Origin of the sequence: Streptomyces sp. NPDC002564, from assembly GCF_042889645.1 — a bacterium.
Lineage (GTDB): Bacteria > Actinomycetota > Actinomycetes > Streptomycetales > Streptomycetaceae > Streptomyces.
Genome location: NZ_JBIARE010000001.1, coordinates 231,725 through 253,267 on the forward strand (window position 1 = coordinate 231,725; position 21,543 = coordinate 253,267).

At 68.3% G+C, this 21,543-nt stretch carries 33 protein-coding genes; 30 read left to right on the forward strand and 3 right to left on the reverse strand.

Annotated elements, in window-relative coordinates; all coding sequences use genetic code 11:
- Positions 1-41: 41 nt before the first annotated feature.
- The 25 genes from rplV (at position 42) to truA (ending at position 14,045) form a co-directional block, all read left to right on the forward strand.
- Positions 42-389, forward strand: coding sequence for a 50S ribosomal protein L22 (rplV, locus tag ACFYXE_RS01140; protein ID WP_004571827.1), 348 nt, complete (start codon positions 42-44; stop codon positions 387-389).
- The gene (gene rpsC, locus ACFYXE_RS01145) at positions 389-1,228 is read left to right on the forward strand and encodes a 30S ribosomal protein S3 (protein ID WP_055698226.1); all 840 of its coding nucleotides are present in this window, start codon (positions 389-391) and stop codon (positions 1,226-1,228) included. The genes rplV and rpsC overlap by 1 nt, the downstream gene beginning before the upstream one ends.
- Positions 1,229-1,233: 5 nt before the next feature.
- On the forward strand, positions 1,234-1,653 hold the full coding sequence (gene rplP / locus ACFYXE_RS01150; protein WP_055698227.1) for a 50S ribosomal protein L16: 420 nt from the start codon (positions 1,234-1,236) through the stop codon (positions 1,651-1,653).
- Positions 1,653-1,877, forward strand: coding sequence for a 50S ribosomal protein L29 (gene rpmC / locus ACFYXE_RS01155; RefSeq protein WP_006347226.1), 225 nt, complete (start codon positions 1,653-1,655; stop codon positions 1,875-1,877). Before rplP ends, rpmC begins: the two co-directional genes overlap by 1 nt.
- On the forward strand, positions 1,877-2,164 hold the full coding sequence (rpsQ, locus tag ACFYXE_RS01160; RefSeq protein WP_361164950.1) for a 30S ribosomal protein S17: 288 nt from the start codon (positions 1,877-1,879) through the stop codon (positions 2,162-2,164). Before rpmC ends, rpsQ begins: the two co-directional genes overlap by 1 nt.
- Before the next feature lie 106 nt (positions 2,165-2,270).
- Positions 2,271-2,639: a 50S ribosomal protein L14 gene (gene rplN / locus ACFYXE_RS01165; RefSeq protein WP_003974257.1), complete on the forward strand. Its 369-nt coding sequence runs from the start codon at positions 2,271-2,273 to the stop codon at positions 2,637-2,639.
- Between the two features lie 2 nt (positions 2,640-2,641).
- Complete coding sequence (gene rplX / locus ACFYXE_RS01170) at positions 2,642-2,965, forward strand: 50S ribosomal protein L24 (RefSeq protein ID WP_016645174.1); 324 nt, start codon at positions 2,642-2,644, stop codon at positions 2,963-2,965.
- A complete protein-coding gene (rplE, locus tag ACFYXE_RS01175; RefSeq protein ID WP_055564831.1) occupies positions 2,965-3,522 on the forward strand; it encodes a 50S ribosomal protein L5 in 558 nt (185 codons plus the stop codon). Before rplX ends, rplE begins: the two co-directional genes overlap by 1 nt.
- A 5-nt stretch (positions 3,523-3,527) precedes the next feature.
- Positions 3,528-3,713, forward strand: coding sequence for a type Z 30S ribosomal protein S14 (locus tag ACFYXE_RS01180; RefSeq protein WP_003956452.1), 186 nt, complete (start codon positions 3,528-3,530; stop codon positions 3,711-3,713).
- A gap of 211 nt (positions 3,714-3,924) precedes the next feature.
- The gene (gene rpsH, locus ACFYXE_RS01185; RefSeq protein WP_018528360.1) at positions 3,925-4,323 is read left to right on the forward strand and encodes a 30S ribosomal protein S8; all 399 of its coding nucleotides are present in this window, start codon (positions 3,925-3,927) and stop codon (positions 4,321-4,323) included.
- A gap of 21 nt (positions 4,324-4,344) precedes the next feature.
- Positions 4,345-4,884 (forward strand): 50S ribosomal protein L6, encoded by a 540-nt coding sequence (gene rplF, locus ACFYXE_RS01190; protein ID WP_125514479.1) that lies wholly within the window; start codon positions 4,345-4,347, stop codon positions 4,882-4,884.
- Positions 4,885-4,887: 3 nt separating this feature from the next.
- Positions 4,888-5,271 (forward strand): 50S ribosomal protein L18, encoded by a 384-nt coding sequence (gene rplR, locus ACFYXE_RS01195; RefSeq protein WP_127912613.1) that lies wholly within the window; start codon positions 4,888-4,890, stop codon positions 5,269-5,271.
- A gap of 41 nt (positions 5,272-5,312) precedes the next feature.
- Positions 5,313-5,918, forward strand: coding sequence for a 30S ribosomal protein S5 (gene rpsE, locus ACFYXE_RS01200; RefSeq protein WP_016645168.1), 606 nt, complete (start codon positions 5,313-5,315; stop codon positions 5,916-5,918).
- Positions 5,918-6,100 (forward strand): 50S ribosomal protein L30, encoded by a 183-nt coding sequence (gene rpmD, locus ACFYXE_RS01205; protein WP_030567278.1) that lies wholly within the window; start codon positions 5,918-5,920, stop codon positions 6,098-6,100. The genes rpsE and rpmD overlap by 1 nt, the downstream gene beginning before the upstream one ends.
- Before the next feature lie 2 nt (positions 6,101-6,102).
- Complete coding sequence (gene rplO, locus ACFYXE_RS01210) at positions 6,103-6,558, forward strand: 50S ribosomal protein L15 (protein WP_161692939.1); 456 nt, start codon at positions 6,103-6,105, stop codon at positions 6,556-6,558.
- A 226-nt stretch (positions 6,559-6,784) separates the two neighbouring features.
- On the forward strand, positions 6,785-8,098 hold the full coding sequence (gene secY, locus ACFYXE_RS01215) for a preprotein translocase subunit SecY (RefSeq protein WP_389307776.1): 1,314 nt from the start codon (positions 6,785-6,787) through the stop codon (positions 8,096-8,098).
- Positions 8,098-8,751 (forward strand): adenylate kinase, encoded by a 654-nt coding sequence (locus ACFYXE_RS01220; protein WP_361164941.1) that lies wholly within the window; start codon positions 8,098-8,100, stop codon positions 8,749-8,751. Before secY ends, ACFYXE_RS01220 begins: the two co-directional genes overlap by 1 nt.
- Before the next feature lie 122 nt (positions 8,752-8,873).
- Positions 8,874-9,710: a type I methionyl aminopeptidase gene (gene map / locus ACFYXE_RS01225; protein ID WP_361164938.1), complete on the forward strand. Its 837-nt coding sequence runs from the start codon at positions 8,874-8,876 to the stop codon at positions 9,708-9,710.
- Between the two features lie 196 nt (positions 9,711-9,906).
- The gene (infA, locus tag ACFYXE_RS01230) at positions 9,907-10,128 is read left to right on the forward strand and encodes a translation initiation factor IF-1 (protein ID WP_003948620.1); all 222 of its coding nucleotides are present in this window, start codon (positions 9,907-9,909) and stop codon (positions 10,126-10,128) included.
- A 58-nt stretch (positions 10,129-10,186) separates the two neighbouring features.
- Positions 10,187-10,300 (forward strand): 50S ribosomal protein L36, encoded by a 114-nt coding sequence (gene rpmJ, locus ACFYXE_RS01235; RefSeq protein WP_003948619.1) that lies wholly within the window; start codon positions 10,187-10,189, stop codon positions 10,298-10,300.
- A gap of 198 nt (positions 10,301-10,498) precedes the next feature.
- Positions 10,499-10,879, forward strand: a complete 381-nt coding sequence (rpsM, locus tag ACFYXE_RS01240; protein ID WP_030782528.1) for a 30S ribosomal protein S13 — start codon at positions 10,499-10,501, stop codon at positions 10,877-10,879.
- Positions 10,880-10,944: 65 nt separating this feature from the next.
- Entirely contained in the window at positions 10,945-11,349 is a 405-nt protein-coding gene (gene rpsK, locus ACFYXE_RS01245) for a 30S ribosomal protein S11 (protein ID WP_003948617.1), read from the forward strand.
- 118 nt (positions 11,350-11,467) lie between these two features.
- The gene (locus tag ACFYXE_RS01250; RefSeq protein ID WP_016645160.1) at positions 11,468-12,490 is read left to right on the forward strand and encodes a DNA-directed RNA polymerase subunit alpha; all 1,023 of its coding nucleotides are present in this window, start codon (positions 11,468-11,470) and stop codon (positions 12,488-12,490) included.
- A gap of 120 nt (positions 12,491-12,610) precedes the next feature.
- Positions 12,611-13,099 carry a 50S ribosomal protein L17 gene (gene rplQ / locus ACFYXE_RS01255; protein WP_361164933.1) on the forward strand — a complete coding sequence of 163 codons (489 nt, stop codon included), beginning with the start codon at positions 12,611-12,613 and terminating at the stop codon, positions 13,097-13,099.
- Positions 13,100-13,190: 91 nt separating this feature from the next.
- Entirely contained in the window at positions 13,191-14,045 is an 855-nt protein-coding gene (gene truA / locus ACFYXE_RS01260) for a tRNA pseudouridine(38-40) synthase TruA (RefSeq protein ID WP_389307777.1), read from the forward strand.
- 27 nt (positions 14,046-14,072) lie between these two features.
- Here truA and ACFYXE_RS01265 read toward each other — a convergent pair whose 3' ends face one another.
- The gene (locus tag ACFYXE_RS01265) at positions 14,073-14,939 is read right to left on the reverse strand and encodes a hypothetical protein (RefSeq protein WP_389307779.1); all 867 of its coding nucleotides are present in this window, start codon (positions 14,937-14,939) and stop codon (positions 14,073-14,075) included.
- A 74-nt stretch (positions 14,940-15,013) separates the two neighbouring features.
- Between ACFYXE_RS01265 and ACFYXE_RS01270 the strand changes: the two genes are divergently transcribed.
- The 4 genes from ACFYXE_RS01270 to glmM all read left to right on the forward strand — a co-directional run bounded on the left by ACFYXE_RS01270 (position 15,014) and on the right by glmM (position 19,098).
- Positions 15,014-16,240 (forward strand): glycosyltransferase family 87 protein, encoded by a 1,227-nt coding sequence (locus tag ACFYXE_RS01270; RefSeq protein WP_389307781.1) that lies wholly within the window; start codon positions 15,014-15,016, stop codon positions 16,238-16,240.
- A gap of 335 nt (positions 16,241-16,575) precedes the next feature.
- Positions 16,576-17,019: a 50S ribosomal protein L13 gene (gene rplM, locus ACFYXE_RS01275; protein WP_361164921.1), complete on the forward strand. Its 444-nt coding sequence runs from the start codon at positions 16,576-16,578 to the stop codon at positions 17,017-17,019.
- A gap of 42 nt (positions 17,020-17,061) precedes the next feature.
- Positions 17,062-17,583, forward strand: a complete 522-nt coding sequence (rpsI, locus tag ACFYXE_RS01280) for a 30S ribosomal protein S9 (RefSeq protein WP_361164918.1) — start codon at positions 17,062-17,064, stop codon at positions 17,581-17,583.
- Between the two features lie 156 nt (positions 17,584-17,739).
- Entirely contained in the window at positions 17,740-19,098 is a 1,359-nt protein-coding gene (glmM, locus tag ACFYXE_RS01285; RefSeq protein WP_389307784.1) for a phosphoglucosamine mutase, read from the forward strand.
- Here the strand turns inward: glmM and ACFYXE_RS01290 are convergent.
- Both ACFYXE_RS01290 and coaA read right to left on the reverse strand, forming a co-directional pair.
- On the reverse strand, positions 19,095-20,066 hold the full coding sequence (locus tag ACFYXE_RS01290; RefSeq protein ID WP_389307786.1) for a DUF389 domain-containing protein: 972 nt from the start codon (positions 20,064-20,066) through the stop codon (positions 19,095-19,097). The genes glmM and ACFYXE_RS01290 overlap by 4 nt on opposite strands.
- A gap of 37 nt (positions 20,067-20,103) precedes the next feature.
- Positions 20,104-21,084, reverse strand: a complete 981-nt coding sequence (gene coaA, locus ACFYXE_RS01295) for a type I pantothenate kinase (RefSeq protein WP_389307788.1) — start codon at positions 21,082-21,084, stop codon at positions 20,104-20,106.
- Positions 21,085-21,172: 88 nt separating this feature from the next.
- Here coaA and ACFYXE_RS01300 point away from each other — a divergent pair, with 88 nt between their 5' ends.
- Positions 21,173-21,541 carry a holo-ACP synthase gene (locus tag ACFYXE_RS01300; RefSeq protein WP_389307790.1) on the forward strand — a complete coding sequence of 123 codons (369 nt, stop codon included), beginning with the start codon at positions 21,173-21,175 and terminating at the stop codon, positions 21,539-21,541.
- Positions 21,542-21,543: the final 2 nt, after the last annotated feature.

Below are 21,543 nucleotides of genomic sequence, written 5' to 3' on the forward strand. Positions count from 1 at the left end.
TGCGGGGTGGAACGACTATGACTAACACCGAAGGGACAACCATGGAAGCCAGGGCCCAGGCGCGGTACATCCGCGTCACGCCCATGAAGGCCCGCCGCGTGGTGGACCTCATCCGTGGCATGGATGCCACGGAGGCTCAGGCGGTCCTGCGTTTCGCCCCGCAGGCCGCGAGCGTGCCGGTCGGCAAGGTGCTGGACAGCGCCATTGCCAACGCCGCGCACAACTACGACCACACCGACGCCTCTTCGCTGGTCATCAGCGAGGCGTACGTGGATGAGGGCCCGACCCTGAAGCGGTTCCGTCCGCGTGCCCAGGGCCGTGCCTACCGGATCCGTAAGCGGACCAGCCACATCACCGTGGTCGTCAGCAGCAAGGAAGGAACCCGGTAATGGGCCAGAAGGTAAACCCGCACGGGTTCCGGCTCGGTGTCACGACCGACTTCAAGTCGCGTTGGTACGCCGACAAGCTGTACAAGGACTACGTCAAGGAAGACGTCGCCATCCGTCGGATGATGACGTCCGGCATGGAGCGCGCCGGCATCTCGAAGGTGGAGATCGAGCGCACCCGTGACCGCGTGCGTGTGGACATCCACACCGCTCGTCCCGGCATCGTCATCGGCCGCCGTGGCGCCGAGGCCGACCGCATCCGCGGTGACCTCGAGAAGCTCACGGGCAAGCAGGTCCAGCTGAACATCCTCGAGGTCAAGAACCCCGAGGTCGACGCTCAGCTCGTGGCCCAGGCCGTGGCGGAGCAGCTGTCCTCCCGCGTCTCCTTCCGTCGTGCCATGCGCAAGAGCATGCAGTCGGCGATGAAGGCGGGCGCCAAGGGCATCAAGATCCAGTGTGGTGGCCGTCTCGGCGGCGCCGAGATGTCCCGCTCGGAGTTCTACCGCGAGGGCCGTGTGCCCCTGCACACCCTCCGCGCGAACGTCGACTACGGCTTCTTCGAGGCCAAGACGACCTTCGGCCGCATCGGCGTGAAGGTCTGGATCTACAAGGGCGACGTCAAGAACATCGCCGAGGTCCGCGCCGAGAACGCCGCTGCCCGCGCCGGCAACCGCCCGGCCCGTGGCGGCAACGACCGCCCGGCCCGTGGTGGCCGCGGTGGCGAGCGTGGCGGTCGCGGTCGCAAGCCGCAGCAGCAGTCCGCGCCGGCTGCCGAGGCCCCCAAGGCCGACGCTCCCGCCGCTGCCGCTCCGGCTGCCGAGAGCACCGGAACGGAGGCCTGACCGAAATGCTGATCCCCCGTAGGGTCAAGCACCGCAAGCAGCACCACCCGAAGCGCAGCGGTATGTCCAAGGGTGGCACGCAGGTTGCGTTCGGCGAGTACGGCATCCAGGCGCTGACCCCGGCGTACGTGACGAACCGTCAGATCGAGGCCGCTCGTATCGCCATGACGCGTCACATCAAGCGTGGCGGCAAGGTCTGGATCAACATCTACCCGGACCGCCCCCTCACCAAGAAGCCTGCCGAGACCCGCATGGGTTCCGGTAAGGGTTCGCCGGAGTGGTGGGTCGCCAACGTCAAGCCCGGACGCGTGATGTTCGAGCTGTCGTACCCGAACGAGAAGATTGCTCGTGAGGCGCTCACCCGCGCTGCTCACAAGCTTCCGATGAAGTGCCGCATCGTCCGGCGCGAGGCAGGTGAGTCGTGATGTCGGCCGGTACCAAGGCGTCCGAGCTGCGCGAGCTGGGCAACGAGGAGCTTGTCAACAAGCTTCGCGAGGCCAAGGAAGAGCTGTTCAACCTCCGCTTCCAGGCGGCGACCGGTCAGCTCGAGAACCACGGTCGGCTGAAGGCCGTCCGTAAGGACATCGCGCGGATCTACACCCTCATGCGTGAGCGCGAGCTGGGCATCGAGACGGTGGAGAGCGCCTGATGAGCGAGAGCAACGTGACTGAAGAGACGAAGGCCGCGCGCGGCTTCCGCAAGACCCGTCAGGGTCTTGTCGTCAGCGACAAGATGGACAAGACCGTCGTCGTCGCTGTCGAGGACCGCGTGACCCACGCGCTGTACGGCAAGGTCATCCGCCGTACGAACAAGCTCAAGGCGCACGACGAGCAGAACGCTGCCGGCGTCGGCGACCGTGTCCTCCTCATGGAGACGCGTCCGCTGTCGTCGACGAAGCGCTGGCGCATCGTCGAGATCCTCGAGAAGGCCAAGTAATTTCCGAGGGGGTCTCCCCTCGGATCAGTTCCGCCAGGCTCGGTGGGGTCGTGTCCCGTAAGGGACGCGCCCCCGCCGGGAACCGGCAGACAAACAGGAGATAGACGTGATCCAGCAGGAGTCGCGACTTCGCGTCGCCGACAACACGGGTGCGAAGGAAATTCTCACCATTCGTGTTCTCGGTGGCTCGGGTCGCCGCTACGCGGGCATCGGTGACGTCATCGTCGCCACCGTCAAGGACGCGATCCCCGGTGGCAACGTGAAGAAGGGTGACGTCGTCAAGGCGGTCATCGTTCGCACCGTCAAGGAGCGCCGCCGTCCGGACGGCTCGTACATCCGCTTCGACGAGAACGCCGCCGTCATTCTGAAGAACGACGGCGACCCTCGCGGCACCCGTATCTTCGGCCCCGTCGGCCGTGAGCTGCGCGAGAAGAAGTTCATGAAGATCATCTCGCTCGCGCCGGAGGTGCTGTAAGCATGAAGATCAAGAAGGGCGACCTGGTCCAGGTCATCACCGGTAAGGACAAGGGCAAGCAGGGCAAGGTCATTGCCGCTTACCCGCGCGACGAGCGCGTCCTGGTCGAGGGTGTCAACCGGGTCAAGAAGCACACGAAGGCCGGCCCGACCGCCAGCGGCTCGCAGGCCGGCGGCATCGTGACCACCGAGGCCCCCGTCCACGTCTCCAACGTCCAGCTGGTCGTGGAGAAGGACGGCAACAAGGTCGTCACGCGCGTCGGTTACCGCTTCGACGACGAGGGCAACAAGATCCGCGTTGCCAAGCGGACGGGTGAGGACATCTGATGACGACCACCACCACTCCGCGTCTCAAGACGAAGTACCGCGAGGAGATCACGGGCAAGCTGCGTGAGGAGTTCTCGTACGAGAACGTCATGCAGATCCCCGGCCTGGTCAAGATCGTGGTGAACATGGGTGTCGGCGACGCCGCCCGTGACTCGAAGCTGATCGACGGCGCCATCCGCGACCTCACCACGATCACCGGTCAGAAGCCGGCCGTGACGAAGGCCCGGAAGTCCATCGCGCAGTTCAAGCTGCGCGAGGGCCAGCCGATCGGCTGCCACGTCACGCTCCGTGGCGACCGCATGTGGGAGTTCCTGGACCGCACCCTGTCGCTCGCGCTTCCGCGCATCCGCGACTTCCGCGGTCTGTCCCCCAAGCAGTTCGACGGCCGTGGCAACTACACCTTCGGTCTCACGGAGCAGGTCATGTTCCACGAGATCGACCAGGACAAGATCGACCGCGTCCGGGGTATGGACATCACCGTGGTCACCACGGCGACCAACGACGCTGAGGGCCGCGCGCTCCTTCGTCACCTCGGCTTCCCGTTCAAGGAGGCGTAAGCGAGATGGCGAAGAAGGCTCTGATTGCCAAGGCTGCTCGTAAGCCCAAGTTCGGTGTGCGTGCGTACACCCGCTGCCAGCGCTGCGGCCGTCCGCACTCCGTGTACCGCAAGTTCGGCCTGTGCCGCGTGTGCCTTCGTGAGATGGCTCACCGTGGCGAGCTGCCGGGCGTGACCAAGAGCTCCTGGTAGTCCCCGCTTTTCGGGACTGCCTGGATCTCTCGGTAAGTAAAGGGTTGGCAGAGGTCCTCCTCCACATGGCTTAGGCTAGGAGGGTTGGGCGTCTGCCGCCCTGACCGACTTACTACGCCGTAGGTCCCCGCGCCGCACCCGTCCCGCCTCTGAGTGGGGAGAGGGATGGCGCAGATAGGAAACCACGGCGAGAGAGGCCGAAGGCCAATTCATGACCATGACTGATCCGATCGCGGACATGCTGACTCGTCTGCGTAACGCGAACTCGGCGTACCACGACACCGTGGCTATGCCGCACAGCAAGATCAAGTCGCACATCGCGGAGATCCTCCAGCAGGAGGGCTTCATCACGGGCTGGAAGGTCGAGGACGCCGAGGTCGGCAAGAACCTCGTTCTCGAGCTGAAGTTCGGCCCGAACCGTGAGCGCTCCATTGCGGGCATCAAGCGGATCTCCAAGCCCGGTCTCCGGGTTTACGCGAAGTCCACCAACCTGCCGAAGGTCCTCGGCGGCCTCGGCGTGGCGATCATCTCCACGTCGCACGGTCTCCTGACCGGCCAGCAGGCAGGCAAGAAGGGCGTAGGTGGGGAAGTCCTCGCCTACGTCTGGTAGTCGGGAACGGAGGAATAGCTAATGTCGCGTATTGGCAAGCTCCCCATCACGGTTCCCGCCGGCGTGGACGTCACCATCGACGGCCAGACGGTCGCGGTCAAGGGCCCCAAGGGCACCCTGAGCCACACCGTCGTCGCGCCGATCGAGATCGCTAAGGGTGAGGACGGCGTCCTGAACGTCACCCGCCCGAACGACGAGCGTCAGAACAAGGCCCTCCACGGCCTGTCCCGCACGCTGGTGGCGAACATGATCACCGGCGTGACCCAGGGTTACGTGAAGAAGCTCGAAATCAGCGGTGTCGGTTACCGCGTCCTGGCGAAGGGCTCCAACCTGGAGTTCTCGCTCGGCTACAGCCACCCGATCCTGATCGAGGCGCCCGAGGGCATCTCCTTCAAGGTCGAATCGGCGACCAAGTTCTCGGTCGAGGGCATCGACAAGCAGAAGGTCGGCGAGGTTGCGGCCAACATCCGCAAGCTGCGCAAGCCCGACCCGTACAAGGCCAAGGGCGTCAAGTACGAAGGCGAAGTCATCCGCCGCAAGGTCGGAAAGGCGGGTAAGTAAGCCATGGCATACGGTGTCAAGATTGCTAAGGGCGACGCTTACAAGCGTGCTGCCATCAAGCGTCGTCACATCCGCATCCGTAAGCACATCTCGGGTACGGCTGAGCGTCCGCGCCTGGTCGTGACGCGCTCGAACCGCCACATCGTGGCCCAGGTCATCGACGACATCAAGGGTCACACCCTTGCGTCGGCGTCGACCCTGGACAGCACGATCCGCGGCGCCGAGGGCGACAAGTCCGCGGCCGCCAAGTCGGTCGGCGCCCTGGTCGCCGAGCGCGCCAAGGCCGCCGGTGTCGAGACTGTCGTGTTCGACCGTGGTGGTAACCAGTACGCCGGGCGCATCGCCGCCCTGGCGGACGCCGCCCGCGAAGCCGGACTCAAGTTCTGAGTCGGTTCCGTAGCTAGCGGAAACAGAGAGAGGTAATTCCAATGGCTGGACCCCAGCGCCGCGGTGGCGGTGCCGGTGGCGGCGAGCGGCGGGACCGGAAGGGTCGCGACGGTGGCGCTGCTGCCGCCGAGAAGACCGCGTACGTTGAGCGCGTTGTCGCGATCAACCGCGTCGCCAAGGTTGTGAAGGGTGGTCGTCGCTTCAGCTTCACTGCGCTCGTCGTAGTGGGCGACGGTGACGGCACCGTGGGTGTCGGTTACGGCAAGGCCAAGGAGGTGCCGGCCGCCATCGCCAAGGGTGTTGAGGAGGCCAAGAAGCACTTCTTCAAGGTCCCCCGTATCCAGGGCACCATCCCGCACCCCATCCAGGGTGAGAAGGCGGCGGGCGTCGTCCTGCTGAAGCCTGCTTCCCCCGGTACCGGTGTTATCGCCGGTGGCCCGGTGCGTGCCGTGCTCGAGTGCGCGGGCGTGCACGACATCCTGTCGAAGTCCCTGGGCTCCGACAACGCGATCAACATCGTGCACGCGACCGTGGCGGCCCTCAAGGGTCTGCAGCGTCCCGAGGAGATCGCGGCCCGCCGTGGTCTGCCCCTCGAGGACGTCGCCCCCGCGGCCCTGCTTCGTGCGCGTGCGGGAGCGGGTGCGTAATGGCACAGCTCAAGATCACGCAGACGAAGTCGTACATCGGCAGCAAGCAGAACCACCGTGACACCCTGCGCTCCCTTGGTCTCAAGGGCATCAACACGCAGGTCGTCAAGGAGGATCGTCCCGAGTTCCGCGGCATGGTGCAGACCGTCCGCCACCTCGTGACGGTCGAGGAGGTCGACTGATCATGGGTGAGCAGAACCCGCTCAAGATCCACAACCTCCGTCCGGCCCCCGGCGCCAAGACCGCGAAGACCCGTGTCGGTCGTGGTGAGGCGTCGAAGGGTAAGACGGCCGGTCGTGGCACCAAGGGCACCAAGGCCCGTTACCAGGTTCCGGAGCGCTTCGAGGGTGGCCAGATGCCCCTCCACATGCGTCTCCCGAAGCTCAAGGGCTTCAAGAACCCGTTCAAGACCGAGTTCCAGGTCGTGAACCTCGACAAGCTGAGCGCGCTGTACCCGGAGGGTGGCGAGGTCACCGTCGAGGGTCTCGTCGCCAAGGGTGCCGTTCGCAAGAACAGCCTCGTCAAGGTTCTCGGCCAGGGCGAGGTCACCGTGGCGCTGCAGGTGACGGTCGACGCCGTCTCCGGCTCCGCCAAGGAGAAGATCACCGCCGCGGGCGGTACCGTCACCGAGCTCGTCTGATATTCCCTCAGACGTGTCGATGACATGAGCGATTCCCAGCCGGGGATGCCCCACAAAAGGGGCATCCCCGGTTGGTCGTTCCAAGGGGGGCACGGTCGCCGGTAAGGTGGCGTGCACTGTCTAAGCTCCGTGCGGTCTGTCCGCACGGTTTTCTTGACTGATACGTATTCGTCGAACCTCAGACCACCACCTCTGGCGCACGCGCGCGGGGGTCGCAGGAGGCACCGTGCTCACCGCGTTCGCCCGGGCGTTCAAGACGCCCGACCTGCGCAAGAAGCTGCTCTTCACGCTCGGCATCATCGTGATCTACCGGGTCGGCACCCATGTGCCGATTCCCGGCGTCGACTACAGGAACGTCCAGGTCTGCATTGACAACGCCAATGCGAACCAGGGCCTGTTCGGTCTCGTCAACATGTTCAGCGGCGGCGCGCTGCTGCAGATCACGATCTTCGCGCTCGGCATCATGCCGTACATCACGGCGAGCATCATTCTGCAGCTGCTGACCGTGGTGATCCCGCGACTCGAGGCCCTCAAGAAGGAGGGCCAGGCCGGCACAGCGAAGATCACGCAGTACACGCGCTATCTGACCATCGCGCTCGCGATCCTGCAGGGCACCGGCCTGGTGGCCACCGCCCGCACGGGCACCCTCTTCCAGGGCTGCCCCGTCGCCAGCGAGATCGTCCCCGACCAGTCGATCTTCGTCACCGTCACGATGGTCATCACGATGACCGCCGGTACGGCCTGTGTCATGTGGCTCGGTGAGCTCATCACCGACCGCGGCATCGGTAACGGCATGTCGATCCTGATGTTCATCTCGATCGCCGCGACCTTCCCGAGCGCCCTGTGGGCCATCAAGGAGCAGGGCGACCTGGCCGGTGGCTGGATCGAGTTCGGCACCGTCATCGCGGTCGGTCTCGTCATGGTCGGTCTGGTGGTCTTCGTCGAGCAGGCGCAGCGCCGGATTCCGGTCCAGTACGCGAAGCGCATGATCGGCCGTCGTTCCTACGGCGGCACGTCGACCTACATTCCGCTGAAGGTCAACCAGGCGGGCATCATCCCTGTGATCTTTGCCTCGTCGCTGCTCTACATTCCGGCGCTGGTCGCTCAGTTCGCGGGCGGCAATTCGGGGTGGAAGACGTGGATCGAGGCGAACCTCACCAAGGGTGACCACCCGATTTACATCGCCACGTACTTCATCCTGATCGTCTTCTTCGCCTTCTTCTACGTCGCGATCTCCTTCAACCCCGAGGAAGTCGCCGACAACATGAAGAAGTATGGTGGCTTCATCCCGGGCATCCGGGCTGGCCGACCGACCGCTGAGTATCTGAGCTACGTACTCAACCGGATCACCTGGCCGGGTTCGCTGTACCTGGGTCTGATCGCTCTTGTGCCGACGATGGCGTTGGTGGGCTTCCAGGCGAACCAGAACTTCCCGTTCGGCGGGACGAGCATCCTGATCATCGTGGGTGTGGGTCTGGAAACCGTGAAGCAGATCGAGAGCCAGCTCCAGCAGCGCAATTACGAAGGGTTCCTCCGCTGATGCGAATCGTCCTCGTCGGGCCGCCCGGTGCGGGCAAGGGAACGCAGGCCGCGTTCCTCGCCAAGAACCTGTCGATCCCGCACATCTCCACGGGCGACCTCTTCCGTGCCAACATCAGCCAGGGCACGGAGCTGGGCAAGCAGGCGAAGGCGTTCATGGACGCCGGCAACCTCGTCCCCGACGAGGTGACCATCGGCATGGCGAAGGACCGCATGGCGCAGCCGGACGCCGAGAACGGCTTCCTGCTCGACGGCTTCCCGCGGAACGTGTCGCAGGCCGAGGCGCTGGACGTGGCCCTCAAGGCCGACGACGTGAAGCTGGACGCCGTCCTGGACCTGGAGGTCCCCGAGGACGAGGTCGTGAAGCGGATCGCGGGCCGTCGCATCTGCCGCAAGGACTCCAGCCACGTCTTCCACGTGACGTACTCCCAGCCGAAGCAGGAGGGCGTCTGCGACGTCTGCGGCGGGGAGCTGTACCAGCGCGAGGACGACAGCGAGGACACCGTCCGCAAGCGTCTCGAGGTCTACCACACCCAGACCGAGCCGATCATCGACTACTACCGGACCCAGGGTCTGGTCGTGACGATCTCGGCGCTGGGCAAGGTCGACGAGGTCACCGCGCGGGCGATGGAAGCCCTCAAGGGCGACCAGTAGTCGTACGCTGTACGCTGTCTCGGCCGCGGTGCCCTTCGGGGGACCGCGGCCGTACTGTTGTGTACGTGGCCGGTCCGTGCAGGTGGCCGGTCGTTGGACGGATGACGGAGAGCGGAAGCCCCATGGTGCAGATCAAGACCCCCGAGCAGATCGCGAAGATGCGTGAGGCGGGCCTTGTCGTCGCCGCGATCCACGCCGCGACCCGCGAGGCCGCGGTGCCCGGCGCCACCACGAGGGACCTGGACGAGGTCGCCCGCAAGGTGATCGACGAGCACGGCGCCAAGTCGAACTTCCTCGGGTACGGCGGTTTCCCCGCCACGATCTGCACGTCGGTCAACGAGGTCGTCGTGCACGGCATCCCCGACGACAAGACCGTCCTCAAGGACGGCGACATCATCTCCATCGACGCGGGCGCGATCATCGACGGCTGGCACGGCGACGCCGCCTACACCGCCTTCGTGGGCACCGGTCACGCTCCGGAGCTGATCGAGCTCTCCCGGGTGACCGAGGAGTCGATGTGGGCCGGGCTGGCCGCCATGAAGCAGGGCAACCGCCTCGTGGACATCTCCCGCGCCATCGAGACCTACATCCGCCGGCAGCCCAAGCCGGGCGGCGGCAAGTACGGCATCGTCGAGGACTACGGCGGCCACGGCATCGGCACCGAGATGCACATGGACCCGCACCTCCTGAACTACGTCGAGCGCCGCCGGGGCAAGGGCCCGAAGCTGGTGCCCGGCTTCTGCCTGGCCATCGAGCCGATGGTGTCCCTCGGCACCCCCCGCACGGAGGTCCTGGAGGACGACTGGACCGTCATCACGACGGACGGCTCCTGGTCCTCGCACTGGGAGCACTCGGTCGCGCTGACCGAGGAGGGCCCGATCGTGCTGACCGCGCCGGACTGCGGGCGGGCGAAGCTCGCGGAGTACGGGGTCACCGTCGCGCCCGACCCGCTGGGGTGAGTCCGGCCGCGCGGGGGATGGGCCGGTGGAGTGCCCGCCCTGCTTAAGGATCTTCGTCGTGGGGCAGACTTTCTCGATTCGTCTTTCCGAGTGCACTGACGTAGACTGACGCGTCGGCTCTCGTGCATCCGTGTGTCTGTATTCGGACACAAGGAAGTACGTCGCCGATCAAGGTAGTCGATTCGAAGGGCGAAGCGTGGCCAAGAAGCAAGGTGCCATCGAGATCGAAGGCACTGTCGTCGAGTCTCTTCCGAACGCCATGTTCAAGGTGGAGCTCCAGAACGGCCACCAGGTCCTGGCACACATCAGCGGCAAGATGCGCATGCACTACATCCGCATCCTCCCTGACGACCGGGTCGTGGTGGAGCTGTCTCCGTACGACCTGACGCGTGGCCGGATCGTCTACCGGTACAAGTAGATCTTGCCCGCATCCCGCTCACGCGGGGTGGTGGCACTGACCCGGAGAACCTCACCCAATGAAGGTCAAGCCGAGCGTCAAGAAGATCTGCGACAAGTGCAGGGTGATCCGCCGTCACGGCCGGGTCATGATCATCTGCGACAACCCGCGCCACAAGCAGCGCCAGGGCTGACGCACGACTGCAGTTCGCAGATTTTCGCGCGACGCACGTAAGTAGATACGCAGCACCCGTCCCTCTTCAGATCCATCGGTCATGGAGGGCGACACCCCCGGTCGGAGGCCGGGGACCCAGGACGTACCGACTCGCACAGAGGACGGCGGCTGGGAGTGGTTCTGCTGAAGACCTCCGAAGAATCAACAGGAGCCATGAATGGCACGCGTTGAAGGCGTTGATCTCCCGCGCGAAAAGCGCATCGAGGTCGCCCTCACCTACGTGTTCGGCATCGGTCGCACGCTGGCCCAGCAGACGCTGGACGCCACCGAGGTGGACCGCAACACCCGCGTTCGGGACCTGACCGAGGAAGACCTCGTCAAGATCCGTGAGTACGTGGACGCCAACATCAAGACCGAGGGTGACCTCCGTCGCGAGATCCAGGCCGACATCCGCCGCAAGGTCGAGATCGGTTGCTACCAGGGTCTCCGTCACCGTCGTGGTCTGCCCGTCCGCGGTCAGCGCACCAGCACGAACGCCCGCACCCGCAAGGGCCCGCGTCGCGCCATCGCCGGTAAGAAGAAGCCGGGCAAGAAGTAGTCCTCGCTCAGCGGTCTATCGACAGCTGACGCTGCAGGACCGACCACCTCCCGTAGGAGTTATAGATGCCCCCCAAGGGTCGTCAGGGCGCTGCCAAGAAGGTGCGCCGCAAGGAAAAGAAGAACGTCGCCCACGGGCACGCTCACATCAAGAGCACGTTCAACAACACGATCGTGTCCATCACGGACCCGACCGGCAACGTGATCTCGTGGGCCTCCGCCGGCCACGTCGGTTTCAAGGGCTCGCGCAAGTCCACGCCGTTCGCCGCGCAGATGGCCGCCGAGTCGGCTGCCCGTCGCGCCCAGGAGCACGGCATGCGCAAGGTCGACGTCTTCGTCAAGGGCCCGGGCTCCGGTCGTGAGACCGCGATCCGCTCCCTGCAGGCGACCGGCCTCGAGGTCGGCTCGATCCAGGACGTGACGCCCACGCCGCACAACGGCTGCCGTCCGCCCAAGCGTCGCCGCGTCTGACGCACGTCGCTTGACTTGAGGTTTTCGGGCGGTATGGCTCTTCGGGGCCGTACCGCCCGTACCCTTGTACTACTCAGGGCATCAAATAGTGGGTGCCCCTGACTGAAGGAATCACTTCATGCTGATCGCTCAGCGTCCCTCGTTGACCGAAGAGGTCGTCGACGAATTCCGCTCCCGGTTCGTGATCGAGCCGCTGGAGCCGGGCTTCGGCTACACCCTCGGCAACTCCCTCCGCCGCACCCTCCTCTCGTCGATCCCCGGCGCTGCTGTCACCAGCATCCGCATCGACGGTGTCCTGCACGAGTTCACCACCGTGCCGGGCGTCAAGGAGGACGTCACCGACCTCATCCTGAACATCAAGCAGCTGGTCGTCTCCTCGGAGCACGACGAGCCGGTCGTGATGTACCTGCGCAAGCAGGGCCCGGGTCTGGTCACCGCCGCCGACATCGCGCCCCCGGCCGGTGTCGAGGTGCACAACCCCGACCTCGTCCTCGCCACGCTCAACGGCAAGGGCAAGCTGGAGATGGAGCTGACCGTGGAGCGCGGCCGCGGCTACGTCTCCGCCGTGCAGAACAAGCAGGTCGGCCAGGAGATCGGCCGCATCCCGGTCGACTCGATCTACTCGCCGGTCCTCAAGGTCACGTACAAGGTCGAGGCCACGCGTGTCGAGCAGCGGACCGACTTCGACAAGCTGATCGTCGACGTCGAGACGAAGCAGGCCATGCGTCCCCGTGACGCCATGGCGTCGGCCGGCAAGACCCTGGTCGAGCTGTTCGGTCTCGCCCGCGAGCTGAACATCGACGCCGAGGGCATCGACATGGGTCCGTCCCCGACGGACGCCGCCCTGGCCGCCGATCTGGCGCTGCCGATCGAGGAGCTCGAGCTCACGGTCCGGTCGTACAACTGCCTCAAGCGCGAGGGCATCCACTCGGTCGGCGAGCTCGTCGCCCGCTCCGAGGCGGACCTGCTCGACATTCGCAACTTCGGTGCGAAGTCGATCGACGAGGTCAAGATGAAGCTCAACGGCATGGGCCTGGCCCTCAAGGACTCGCCCCCCGGCTTCGACCCGACCGCCGCGGCCGACGCGTTCGGCGCGGACGACGACGCGGACGCCGGTTTCGTCGAGACCGAGCAGTACTAGGTCTGATTTTGGCTGCAGGCCCGCCTCGGCCGGTCGCGCAGTTCCCCGCGCCCCTTACGGGGCGCGGTCCACTGACCCCGGTACCTGATACGGCCGGGGCAGACATCAAGGAGAAACACCATGCCGAAGCCCACCAAGGGTGCCCGTCTGGGCGGCAGCGCCGCGCACGAGAAGCTGCTCCTGGCGAACCTCGCCAAGCAGCTCTTCGAGTACGGCCGCATCACCACCACCGAGGCGAAGGCCCGTCGCCTGCGCCCGTACGCGGAGCGTCTGGTCACCAAGGCGAAGAAGGGTGACCTTCACAACCGCCGCCAGGTGCTGTCCGTCATCACCGACAAGAGCATCGTGCACACGCTCTTCACGGAGATCGGCCCGCGCTACGAGAACCGCCCCGGTGGTTACACCCGCATCACCAAGATCGGTAACCGTCGTGGCGACAACGCGCCCATGGCGATCATCGAGCTGGTGGAGGGCCTGACCGTGGCCCAGGAGGCCACCGGTGAGGCCGAGGCCGCCACCAAGCGTGCCGCCAAGGACACCGAGGCCACCGACGCCAAGGTCGACACGGCCAAGGCCGACGAGGCTGCCGAGGAGTCGAAGGACGCGTAAGCGTTCTTCCCCGCGTCCCTTCGGGGGCGCGTCGCGGGCCCGCCCCTTGCCGGGGTGGGCCCGCTTTTTCGTTGCCTGAGAGGATCCCCCTGTGAGCGATGAAGTAGAGCCCGGGTTCGTGCGGGTGCGTCTTGACCTTTCCTACGACGGCAGGGACTTCTCCGGCTGGGCCAAGCAGCGCCAGGGGCAGCGGACCGTCCAGGGCGAGATCGAGGCGGCGCTGCGGACCGTGACGCGGTCGCAGGAGACGTACGAGCTGACCGTGGCCGGGCGGACCGACAGCGGGGTGCACGCGCGCGGGCAGGTCGCGCACGTGGATCTGCCGCAGGCCGTGTGGGACGAGCACCACGACAAGCTGCTGCGCAGGCTCGCGGGACGGCTGCCGCACGACGTGCGGGTGTGGCGGGTGGCCGAGGCCCCCGCCGGGTTCAACGCGCGGTTCGCGGCGGTCTGGCGGCGCTACGCGTACCGCGTGACGGACCACCCGGGCGGCGTCGACCCGCTGCTGCGCGGCCATGTGCTGTGGCACGACTGGGCGTTGGACATGGACGCCATGAACGCCGCCGCCGAGAAGCTCGTCGGCGAGCACGACTTCGCGGCCTACTGCAAGAAGCGCGAGGGCGCCACGACCATCCGTACGCTCCAGGAGCTGCGGTGGGAGCGGCGGCCCGACGGCATCCTGGAGGCGACCGTGCGGGCCGACGCGTTCTGCCACAACATGGTGCGCTCGCTGGTCGGCGCCATGCTGTTTGTGGGGGACGGGCACCGGCCCGTGGACTGGCCCGCCGAGGTGCTCGCGGCGGGCGTGCGGGACTCCGCCGTGCACGTCGTGCGGCCGCACGGGCTCACCCTCGAAGAGGTCGGCTACCCGGCCGACGAGCTGCTCGCCGCGCGCGCCAAGGAGGCGCGCAACAAGCGGACGCTGCCCGGGGCCGGCTGCTGCTGACCCCCGGCCCGGCACCGTCCCCGCGGACTACTGCGGGGCCTCGGCGGCGGCCGATGCCTGCGCCTCGCCCCGCTGGTTGATGCGCTGGAAGGCGAAGCGGGCCAGGTCGTCGCCGACGCCGTACGCCTTGGTGTCGCCCGTCGTCACGTCCTTGCCGCTGGTGTAGCCGGTGGTGGTGAAGTAGGCGTAGCGGCCGTAGGCGTTGTACGTGCCGCGGCACACGCCGGTCCGGCAGAAGGCGGGCACGCCCTTGCCGGAGAGCGAGTCGACCAGGCCCTTCTTGACCTGGTCCTTGACCTTCGCGGCGTCGGCCGAGGTGTCGAAGACGGCGACGCCGACCGTGACCGCGATGCCGCCCCGCAGATAGCTGGCCCGGATCAGGCGCGTGCAGTCGTTCTTGGCGAGGATCGAGCCGAGGGCGGCCTGGGCGACGGACGCGCACTTCGTGGTGCTGTCCGTGGGGCCCTTCTTGTAGAGGCGCTCGCCGGTGCGCCAGGACGAGCCGGGGAAGAGGCCTTCGGGGGTGAGCGGCGCCTTGTCCTTCCTGGCGCTGGAGATGAAGTCCTTGGGGTCCGGCGGGGGCGGCGGCGTGGTCGCCTCGAAGGACGGCTCGGCCTCCTTGCTCGCGCCGGGGATGTCCGCGGCCGTCGGCAGCTCGCTCGCGGGCTTGTTCGACGCGGAGGGTTCGTCGCTGTTCGCGGAGACGACCGTGATGGCCACGGCGGCCGCGATGCCGACCGTGGCGAGCGCGCCGCCGCCGATCAGCAGCCACTTGCGGCGGCGGGTGCGCGCCTCGGACGCCTCGGCCATCGCCGCCCAGTCGGGCGTGGGCCCGCCGCCGGGTCCGCCCGTTGTGCCCGGACCCCACTGAGGTCCCCCTTGCCCAAAGCTCATGGGCCGCATCTTAGACGGGCGTTCGGGAATGTTGAGCCCGGGTCGCGGGGGGCCGCAGGCCTAGCCTGAGGCGTATGGAAACGGGCAAAGGGGCGGTTGTCGGGTGGTTGGCGGAGCCGGCCGGGCGGCATGTCCGGTGGGTGCTCGCGGTGGTGCTCGGCGCCGCCGTCGTGCGGACCGGGATGCACGCCCCGGACGGCGGGATGGACAACGCCATCGTGGTGCGGGCCGCCGACGCGTGGCTCGCGGGCCGCTCGCCCTACGCCGACCGGCACTTCCTCTATCTGCCCGGCGCCGTGCTCGCCGCGGTGCCGCAGGCGCTGCTGCCGACGGCGGTGGTGCGCTACCTGGTCCCCGCCGGGGTGAGCGCGGGGCTCGTCGTCGGCTGGGCGTGCGCGCTGCGGATCCACGGGGTGGCGTGGCGCAGCCGGTTCGCGGCGTACGGACTGCTGGCGCTCGCGCTCGGCTTCGCGCCGTTCGGGCACCTGGTGCAGCTCGGCAACTGGACGGTGGGCTCCGCGGCCGCCCTGCCGCTCGCCCTGCTCCTGGCCTGCCGCGGGCGGTGGGTGGCGGCGGCGCTCGTCATCGGGGCCGCGGTCGCGGTCAAGCCGCTGCTCGCGCCCGTCGTCCTGCTCTTCGTCCTCGCCCGCAGGTGGCGGGCGCTCGCCGTCGCGGTCGGCGTGCCCGCGGTGGTGTCGGTGGGCGCGGCGCTCCTGATGCCGGACCCGGCCGGGTTCTTCACGCGGACGCTGCCCTTCCTGCTGCGCGGCGAGGACTCCTTCGTCCGGCTCTACGAGGCGTCCCCCTCCGCGGTGCTCGCGCGGCTGGGGGTGCCGCAGGCGGGGGCCACGCTGCTGGCCGGGTGTGCGGCGCTGGCCGGGCTGTGGTGTGCCTGGCGGCGGTGGGAGCGGGGGGACGCGGGGCCGGCGAGGGTGGTGGATTGCGCCGTGATGCTGATGCTTTCGGCCTTTCTCGTCTCCCGGCCCTCCTACGACCACTACCTCCTGGTGGTCCTTCCGCTGCTCCTCGCGGGGGCGCTGACGCCGGGGGCGGTGGCGCGCCGCCCCTGGTTCTGGGTGGCGCTGGTGCCGCAGGTGCCGGGCTTCGGGTGGCCGGGGCTCGAACCGGGGACGCGGCGGGCCTTCAAGGACGCGGTCACGCTCTGCCTGCTGGCCGCCACGGCCGGGTGGGCGTGCGTGACCGGTGCGGCCGCGGGGGAGCGCGGGGCGCGGGACGGGGCGGTGCCGCAGGGGCGGCGGGCGGCGGGGGAGCGGGCCGGGGAGGCGGCGGGCCGCCGGTGAGCCGGGCGGGGCGAGGCCCGTGACCTCGGCGTGTGCCGCGGCAAGCGGGGGCCCGTTACGCTGGAGGGGACAGGCCCCCGGGACGGTGGAGCCGGCGGTGCCGGTCTCCAGGTCCGCGTTTTGACCCGTACGGGTCGGCGCGGGTACTCTCGGAGATTGTTATGCGTATTGGTGTCGTCGTTCTCACGCGAAGGGCCCATACGTAGGTTCCCTGGAGCAGTTACCAGTGGCTCGCATACGGGCAGCGTCCCCGGCATTGTGAGCCCCAGCTGCATGATCGCTTCTGGGGTGCCGTGTGTCTGGACCCCATCCACTGAAGAAGCGAAGGCTACGAAGTGCGTACGTACAGCCCCAAGCCCGGCGATGTGACCCGCCAGTGGCACGTCATTGACGCTCAGGACATCGTCCTGGGGCGTCTGGCGACCACCGCCGCCTCCCTCCTGCGGGGCAAGCACAAGGCGATCTACGCCCCCCACGTTGACACCGGTGACTTCGTCATCATCATCAACGCGGAGAAGGTGCACCTCTCCGGCAACAAGAAGACCCAGAAGATGGCGTACCGCCACTCCGGTTACCCGGGCGGTCTGCGCTCCGTTCGTTACGACGAGCTGCTGGAGAAGAACCCCGAGAAGGCCATCGAGAAGGCCGTCAAGGGCATGCTCCCCAAGAACACCCTCGGCCGTCAGATGCTCTCGAAGCTGAAGGTCTACGCGGGCGACCAGCACCCGCACGGCGCTCAGCAGCCGGTCCCGTTCGAGATCACCCAGGTCGCGCAGTAGTTCCGGCCACCCCCTAAGACGAAAAGAAATCTGAGGAGAATCGTGGCCGAGACCACCGTTGAGCAGCCGGTCGAAGAGACCGAGGTTGTTGACGTCGAGCAGTACACCACCGAGTCCGACGCGCCCGTCGAGGGCGAGTACACCTCGGAGTCGAACGCCGCGCGCTTCGGCGACCCGCAGCCGGCCGCCGGCCTGGGCCGTCGCAAGAACGCCATCGCCCGCGTCCGGATCGTCCCGGGCACCGGCAAGTGGAAGGTCAACGGGCGTACGCTCGAGGACTACTTCCCGAACAAGGTCCACCAGCAGGAAGTCAACGAGCCCTTCAAGGTGCTCGAGCTCGACGGCCGCTACGACGTCATCGCCCGCATCTCGGGTGGCGGCGTCTCCGGTCAGGCCGGTGCGCTCCGTCTCGGTGTCGCCCGCGCGCTGAACGAGGCCGACGTCGAGAACAACCGTGGCGCCCTCAAGAAGGCCGGTTACCTCAAGCGTGACGACCGTGCGGTCGAGCGCAAGAAGGCCGGTCTCAAGAAGGCCCGCAAGGCCCCGCAGTACAGCAAGCGCTAATCGCTGCCTGCTCGTACTTCTCGTTCGCCCCGGCGGCACTCACCGTGCTGCCGGGGCGTTCGTCTATCAGGAACCCCTGGGACCCTGGGACTGTCTTGACCCTGGGACTCTCTTTCCAGGGGTTCATGGTTTTTCTGGAACGTTCGGAGGACAGCAGTGGGACGACTCTTCGGCACGGACGGCGTGCGCGGTGTCGCCAACGCGGATCTGACGGCCGAGCTCGCGCTCGGACTCTCCGTGGCGGCGGCGCACGTACTGGCCGAGGCGGGCACCTTTGAGGGCCATCGCCCGGTGGCGGTGGTCGGGCGTGACCCGCGCGCGTCCGGGGAGTTCCTGGAGGCCGCGGTCGTCGCGGGCCTCGCGAGCGCGGGCGTGGACGTCCTGCGCGTCGGTGTGCTGCCCACCCCCGCGGTGGCGCATCTCACCGGTGCGCTGGGCGCCGACCTCGGTGTGATGCTCTCCGCCAGCCACAACGCCATGCCCGACAACGGCATCAAGTTCTTCGCCCGCGGCGGCCACAAGCTCGCCGACGAGCTGGAGGACCGCATCGAGTCCGTCTACGAGGAGCACCGCACCGGCGCCCCCTGGCAGCGGCCCACCGGTTCGGGCGTCGGCCGCGTCAAGTCGTACGACCAGGGCCTCGACCAGTACGTGGCGCACCTCATCGGCGTCCTGCCGAACCGCCTCGACGGCCTGAAGATCGTCCTGGACGAGGCGCACGGCGCCGCCGCCCGCGTCTCGCCCGAGGCCTTCGCGCGCGCCGGTGCCGAGGTCATCACGATCGGCGCCCAGCCCGACGGCCTGAACATCAACGACGGCTGCGGGTCCACGCACCTCGACCTGCTCAAGGCCGCCGTCGTCGAGCACCGGGCCGACTTCGGCGTCGCGCACGACGGGGACGCCGACCGCTGCCTGGCCGTGGACCACACGGGCGCCGAGATCGACGGCGACCAGATCCTCGCGGTGCTGGCCCTCGCCATGCGCGAGCACGGCACGCTGCGGCACGAGACGATCGTCGCCACGGTCATGTCCAACCTCGGCTTCAAGCTCGCCATGGAGGGCCAGGGCCTCTCCCTGGTGCAGACGGCCGTCGGCGACCGGTACGTCCTGGAGTCGATGAAGGAGCACGGCTACGCCCTCGGCGGCGAGCAGTCCGGGCACGTGATCATCCTCGACCACGCGACCACCGGTGACGGCACGCTGACCGGGCTGCTGCTCGCGGCGCGCGTCGCCGAGACGGGCCGCTCGCTGGCCGACCTCGCGAGCGTCATGGAGCGCCTGCCGCAGGTCCTGGTCAACGTGCCCGACGTCGACAAGTCCCGGGTGAAGACCTCCGCGGAGCTGTCCGCGGCCGTCGCGGAGGCCGAGCGCGAGCTGGGCACGACCGGCCGGGTGCTGCTGCGCCCCTCCGGCACCGAGCCGCTGGTGCGGGTCATGGTCGAGGCCGCCGACATCGAGCAGGCGCGGTCCGTCGCCGGACGCCTGGCCGACGTCGTGAAGTCGGCGCTGGGCTAGCGGGCGCCCCCGCGGGCCCGTCCGCCCGCACGGCCGCGCGCGGTGCGCTCGCGCTGCAGGGACCAGAAGAGCTTCTGGGCCAGCAGCGTGAGCGTGCCCGCGAGGACGATGCCGAGCAGGTTCAGGAGCAACTGCTCGGTGGAGCCCCAGGCCTGGCGGTACTCGGCGTAGCTGAAGGCGACCGCGGCGTTCGCCGCCGCCGGGACCGTCGTCACCGAGATCGCCACGCCCACCAGGGCGCCCGACTTCGCCGACGTGAGCGAGAGCATGCCCGCCGCGCCCGCGAGGACCGCCACCACGAACGAGAACCAGTCGGGGCGGTAGATGAAGTTCGTGTTCGGCCGCTCCGCCTTGAGGGCGCCCGCGCTGAACAGGTCCATCGCGTCCATCGCGTAGCTGAAGGCGACGGTCGCCACCATCGCCGCCGCGAAGCCCACGAGCAGCGCGGTCAGCGCCCGCACCGCGAGCCGCGGCGCGCGCCGCACCAGCGCCGTGCAGAACCCGGCGAGCGGGCCGAACTCCGGCCCCACGGCCATCGCGCCCACGATCAGGATCGCGTTGTCGAGCACGACGCCGCAGGCCGCGATCATCGTGGCGATCGTGAGGAACGCGACGTAGGTGACCGAGAGCGTCGACTCCTCGTGCGTCGCGTCGGCCAGGTGCTCCCAGAGCACCGCGTCCGCACCCTCGCCCGGCGCGTCGTCCTCCGCCCGGTCGGCGCGGTGGGACAGCGACAGGTCGATGTTCTGCACCGCGATCGAGCCCGACTCGTCGATGCCGAGCGCGCGCAGACCGCCGATCAGCTCGTCGCCCGCCTCCCGGGCCACGTCGCACAGGACGACGTCGCCCGCCGGGTCGCGGGCGGCGCCGGGGACCACCGCGAGATGGGCGGTGCCGACCGTGGACTCGATCAGGCGCACCACCTCCTCGGTCGTCCCGGGCGGGGTGATCAGGCGCAGGTGCAGCATGTGCGCAGGTTAGCCGTGCCGTGCCGGTGACGGGGTGTCAGAGTTTGCGCAGGCTCAGGCGTTGCACCTTGTGGTCGGGGCCCTTGCGCACGACGAGGGTGGCGCGGCTGCGGGTGGGCGCCACGTTCTCCACGAGGTTCAGCTTGTTGATGGTGCGCCAGGTGGTGCGGGCGTAGTCGAGGGCCTCCTCCTCCGACACCTGGGTGTACTTGCGGAAGTACGAGGAGGGGTCCTGGAACGCCGTCTGGCGCAGCTTCTTGAAGCGGTTCAGGTACCAGCGCTCGATGTCGTCGGCGCGCGCGTCGACGTACACGCTGAAGTCGAAGTAGTCCGCGAGGCCCACCCGGGTGCGGCCGTCCTTGCCGGGCAGCGCGGGCTGCAGGACGTTCAGGCCCTCGACGATGAGGATGTCCGGACGGCGGACCGTGAGGCGCCGGCCCGGCACGATGTCGTAGATCAGGTGGGAGTAGACGGGCGCCGTCACCTCGTCCTTGCCGGCCTTGATGTCCGCGACGAAGCGGGTCAGGGCGCGCCGGTCGTACGACTCGGGGAAGCCCTTGCGCGACATCAGGCCGCGGGCCTCCAGCTCCTGGGTGGGCAGCAGGAAGCCGTCGGTCGTGACGCGCTCCACGCGCGGGTGCTCCGGCCAGCGGGAGAGCAGCGCCTGCAGGAGGCGGGCGACGGTGGACTTGCCCACGGCCACGGACCCGGCGACCCCTATGACGAAGGGCGTGCCGGACTGGGAGCCCTTCTCGCCGAGGAAGGTGTTCAGGGCGCCGCGCAGGCCGTCCGTCGCGCCCACGTACAGGTTCAGGAGGCGGGAGAGCGGCAGGTAGATGTCGCGGACCTCGTCCAGGTCGATGACGTCGCCGAGGCCGCGCAACTGCTCCACCTCCTCCGCCGTGAGCGGCAGAGGCGTCTTCTCGCGAAGCGCGCTCCACTCGGTGCGGGTGAGGTCGACGTAGGGAGTCGCCTCCGGCTTCTGCCGGTGGGCGCTCCGCGGTGCCGTCGGGGGCACAGAGACCGAAGAGATCACAGTCCATTGTTACGGCTGTTTGAACGGGACGGGGGGCGGGGTGGGGCGTGGGGTGTGTCACGCTGGGCCGGTGATTATCGGGGTCGGCATCGACGTGGCGGAGATCGAGCGGTTCGGGGCCGCGCTGGAGCGGACCCCGGGGATGGCGGATCGGCTGTTCGTCGCGGACGAGCTGCTGCTGCCGGGCGGGGAGCGGCGGGGCATCGCCTCGCTGGCGGCGCGGTTCGCCGCGAAGGAGGCGCTGGCGAAGGCGCTGGGGGCGCCGGGCGGGCTGCGCTGGACGGACGCGGAGGTGTTCGTCGAGGAGAGCGGACAGCCGCGGGTGCGGGTGAGCGGGACGGTGGCGGACAGGGCCGCGGCCCTGGGGGTGCGGACCTGGCACGTCTCGCTGAGCCACGACGCGGGGGTCGCGTCGGCCGTGGTGATCGCGGAGGGCTAGGG

Excerpts from the sequence above, each read along its gene's own strand:
- ACFYXE_RS01220 (WP_361164941.1), top strand. The coding sequence starts at position 8,098 with ATGCGAATCGTCCTCGTCGGGCCGCCCGGTGCGGGCAAGGGAACGCAG.
- rplX (WP_016645174.1), top strand. The coding sequence starts at position 2,642 with ATGAAGATCAAGAAGGGCGACCTGGTCCAGGTCATCACCGGTAAGGAC.
- rpsH (WP_018528360.1), top strand. The coding sequence starts at position 3,925 with ATGACCATGACTGATCCGATCGCGGACATGCTGACTCGTCTGCGTAAC.
- rpsC (WP_055698226.1), top strand. The coding sequence starts at position 389 with ATGGGCCAGAAGGTAAACCCGCACGGGTTCCGGCTCGGTGTCACGACC.
- rpmJ (WP_003948619.1), top strand. The coding sequence starts at position 10,187 with ATGAAGGTCAAGCCGAGCGTCAAGAAGATCTGCGACAAGTGCAGGGTG.
- rplE (WP_055564831.1), top strand. The coding sequence starts at position 2,965 with ATGACGACCACCACCACTCCGCGTCTCAAGACGAAGTACCGCGAGGAG.
- ACFYXE_RS01270 (WP_389307781.1), top strand. The coding sequence starts at position 15,014 with ATGGAAACGGGCAAAGGGGCGGTTGTCGGGTGGTTGGCGGAGCCGGCC.
- rpsE (WP_016645168.1), top strand. The coding sequence starts at position 5,313 with ATGGCTGGACCCCAGCGCCGCGGTGGCGGTGCCGGTGGCGGCGAGCGG.
- rpmC (WP_006347226.1), top strand. The coding sequence starts at position 1,653 with ATGTCGGCCGGTACCAAGGCGTCCGAGCTGCGCGAGCTGGGCAACGAG.
- ACFYXE_RS01250 (WP_016645160.1), top strand. The coding sequence starts at position 11,468 with ATGCTGATCGCTCAGCGTCCCTCGTTGACCGAAGAGGTCGTCGACGAA.
- ACFYXE_RS01265 (WP_389307779.1), bottom strand. The coding sequence starts at position 14,939 with ATGAGCTTTGGGCAAGGGGGACCTCAGTGGGGTCCGGGCACAACGGGC.
- map (WP_361164938.1), top strand. The coding sequence starts at position 8,874 with ATGGTGCAGATCAAGACCCCCGAGCAGATCGCGAAGATGCGTGAGGCG.
- rplO (WP_161692939.1), top strand. The coding sequence starts at position 6,103 with ATGGGTGAGCAGAACCCGCTCAAGATCCACAACCTCCGTCCGGCCCCC.
- ACFYXE_RS01290 (WP_389307786.1), bottom strand. The coding sequence starts at position 20,066 with ATGCTGCACCTGCGCCTGATCACCCCGCCCGGGACGACCGAGGAGGTG.
- rplV (WP_004571827.1), top strand. The coding sequence starts at position 42 with ATGGAAGCCAGGGCCCAGGCGCGGTACATCCGCGTCACGCCCATGAAG.
- rpsQ (WP_361164950.1), top strand. The coding sequence starts at position 1,877 with ATGAGCGAGAGCAACGTGACTGAAGAGACGAAGGCCGCGCGCGGCTTC.
- rpsM (WP_030782528.1), top strand. The coding sequence starts at position 10,499 with ATGGCACGCGTTGAAGGCGTTGATCTCCCGCGCGAAAAGCGCATCGAG.
- rplQ (WP_361164933.1), top strand. The coding sequence starts at position 12,611 with ATGCCGAAGCCCACCAAGGGTGCCCGTCTGGGCGGCAGCGCCGCGCAC.
- rpsK (WP_003948617.1), top strand. The coding sequence starts at position 10,945 with ATGCCCCCCAAGGGTCGTCAGGGCGCTGCCAAGAAGGTGCGCCGCAAG.
- ACFYXE_RS01180 (WP_003956452.1), top strand. The coding sequence starts at position 3,528 with ATGGCGAAGAAGGCTCTGATTGCCAAGGCTGCTCGTAAGCCCAAGTTC.
- rplP (WP_055698227.1), top strand. The coding sequence starts at position 1,234 with ATGCTGATCCCCCGTAGGGTCAAGCACCGCAAGCAGCACCACCCGAAG.
- rpmD (WP_030567278.1), top strand. The coding sequence starts at position 5,918 with ATGGCACAGCTCAAGATCACGCAGACGAAGTCGTACATCGGCAGCAAG.
- rplR (WP_127912613.1), top strand. The coding sequence starts at position 4,888 with ATGGCATACGGTGTCAAGATTGCTAAGGGCGACGCTTACAAGCGTGCT.
- rplF (WP_125514479.1), top strand. The coding sequence starts at position 4,345 with ATGTCGCGTATTGGCAAGCTCCCCATCACGGTTCCCGCCGGCGTGGAC.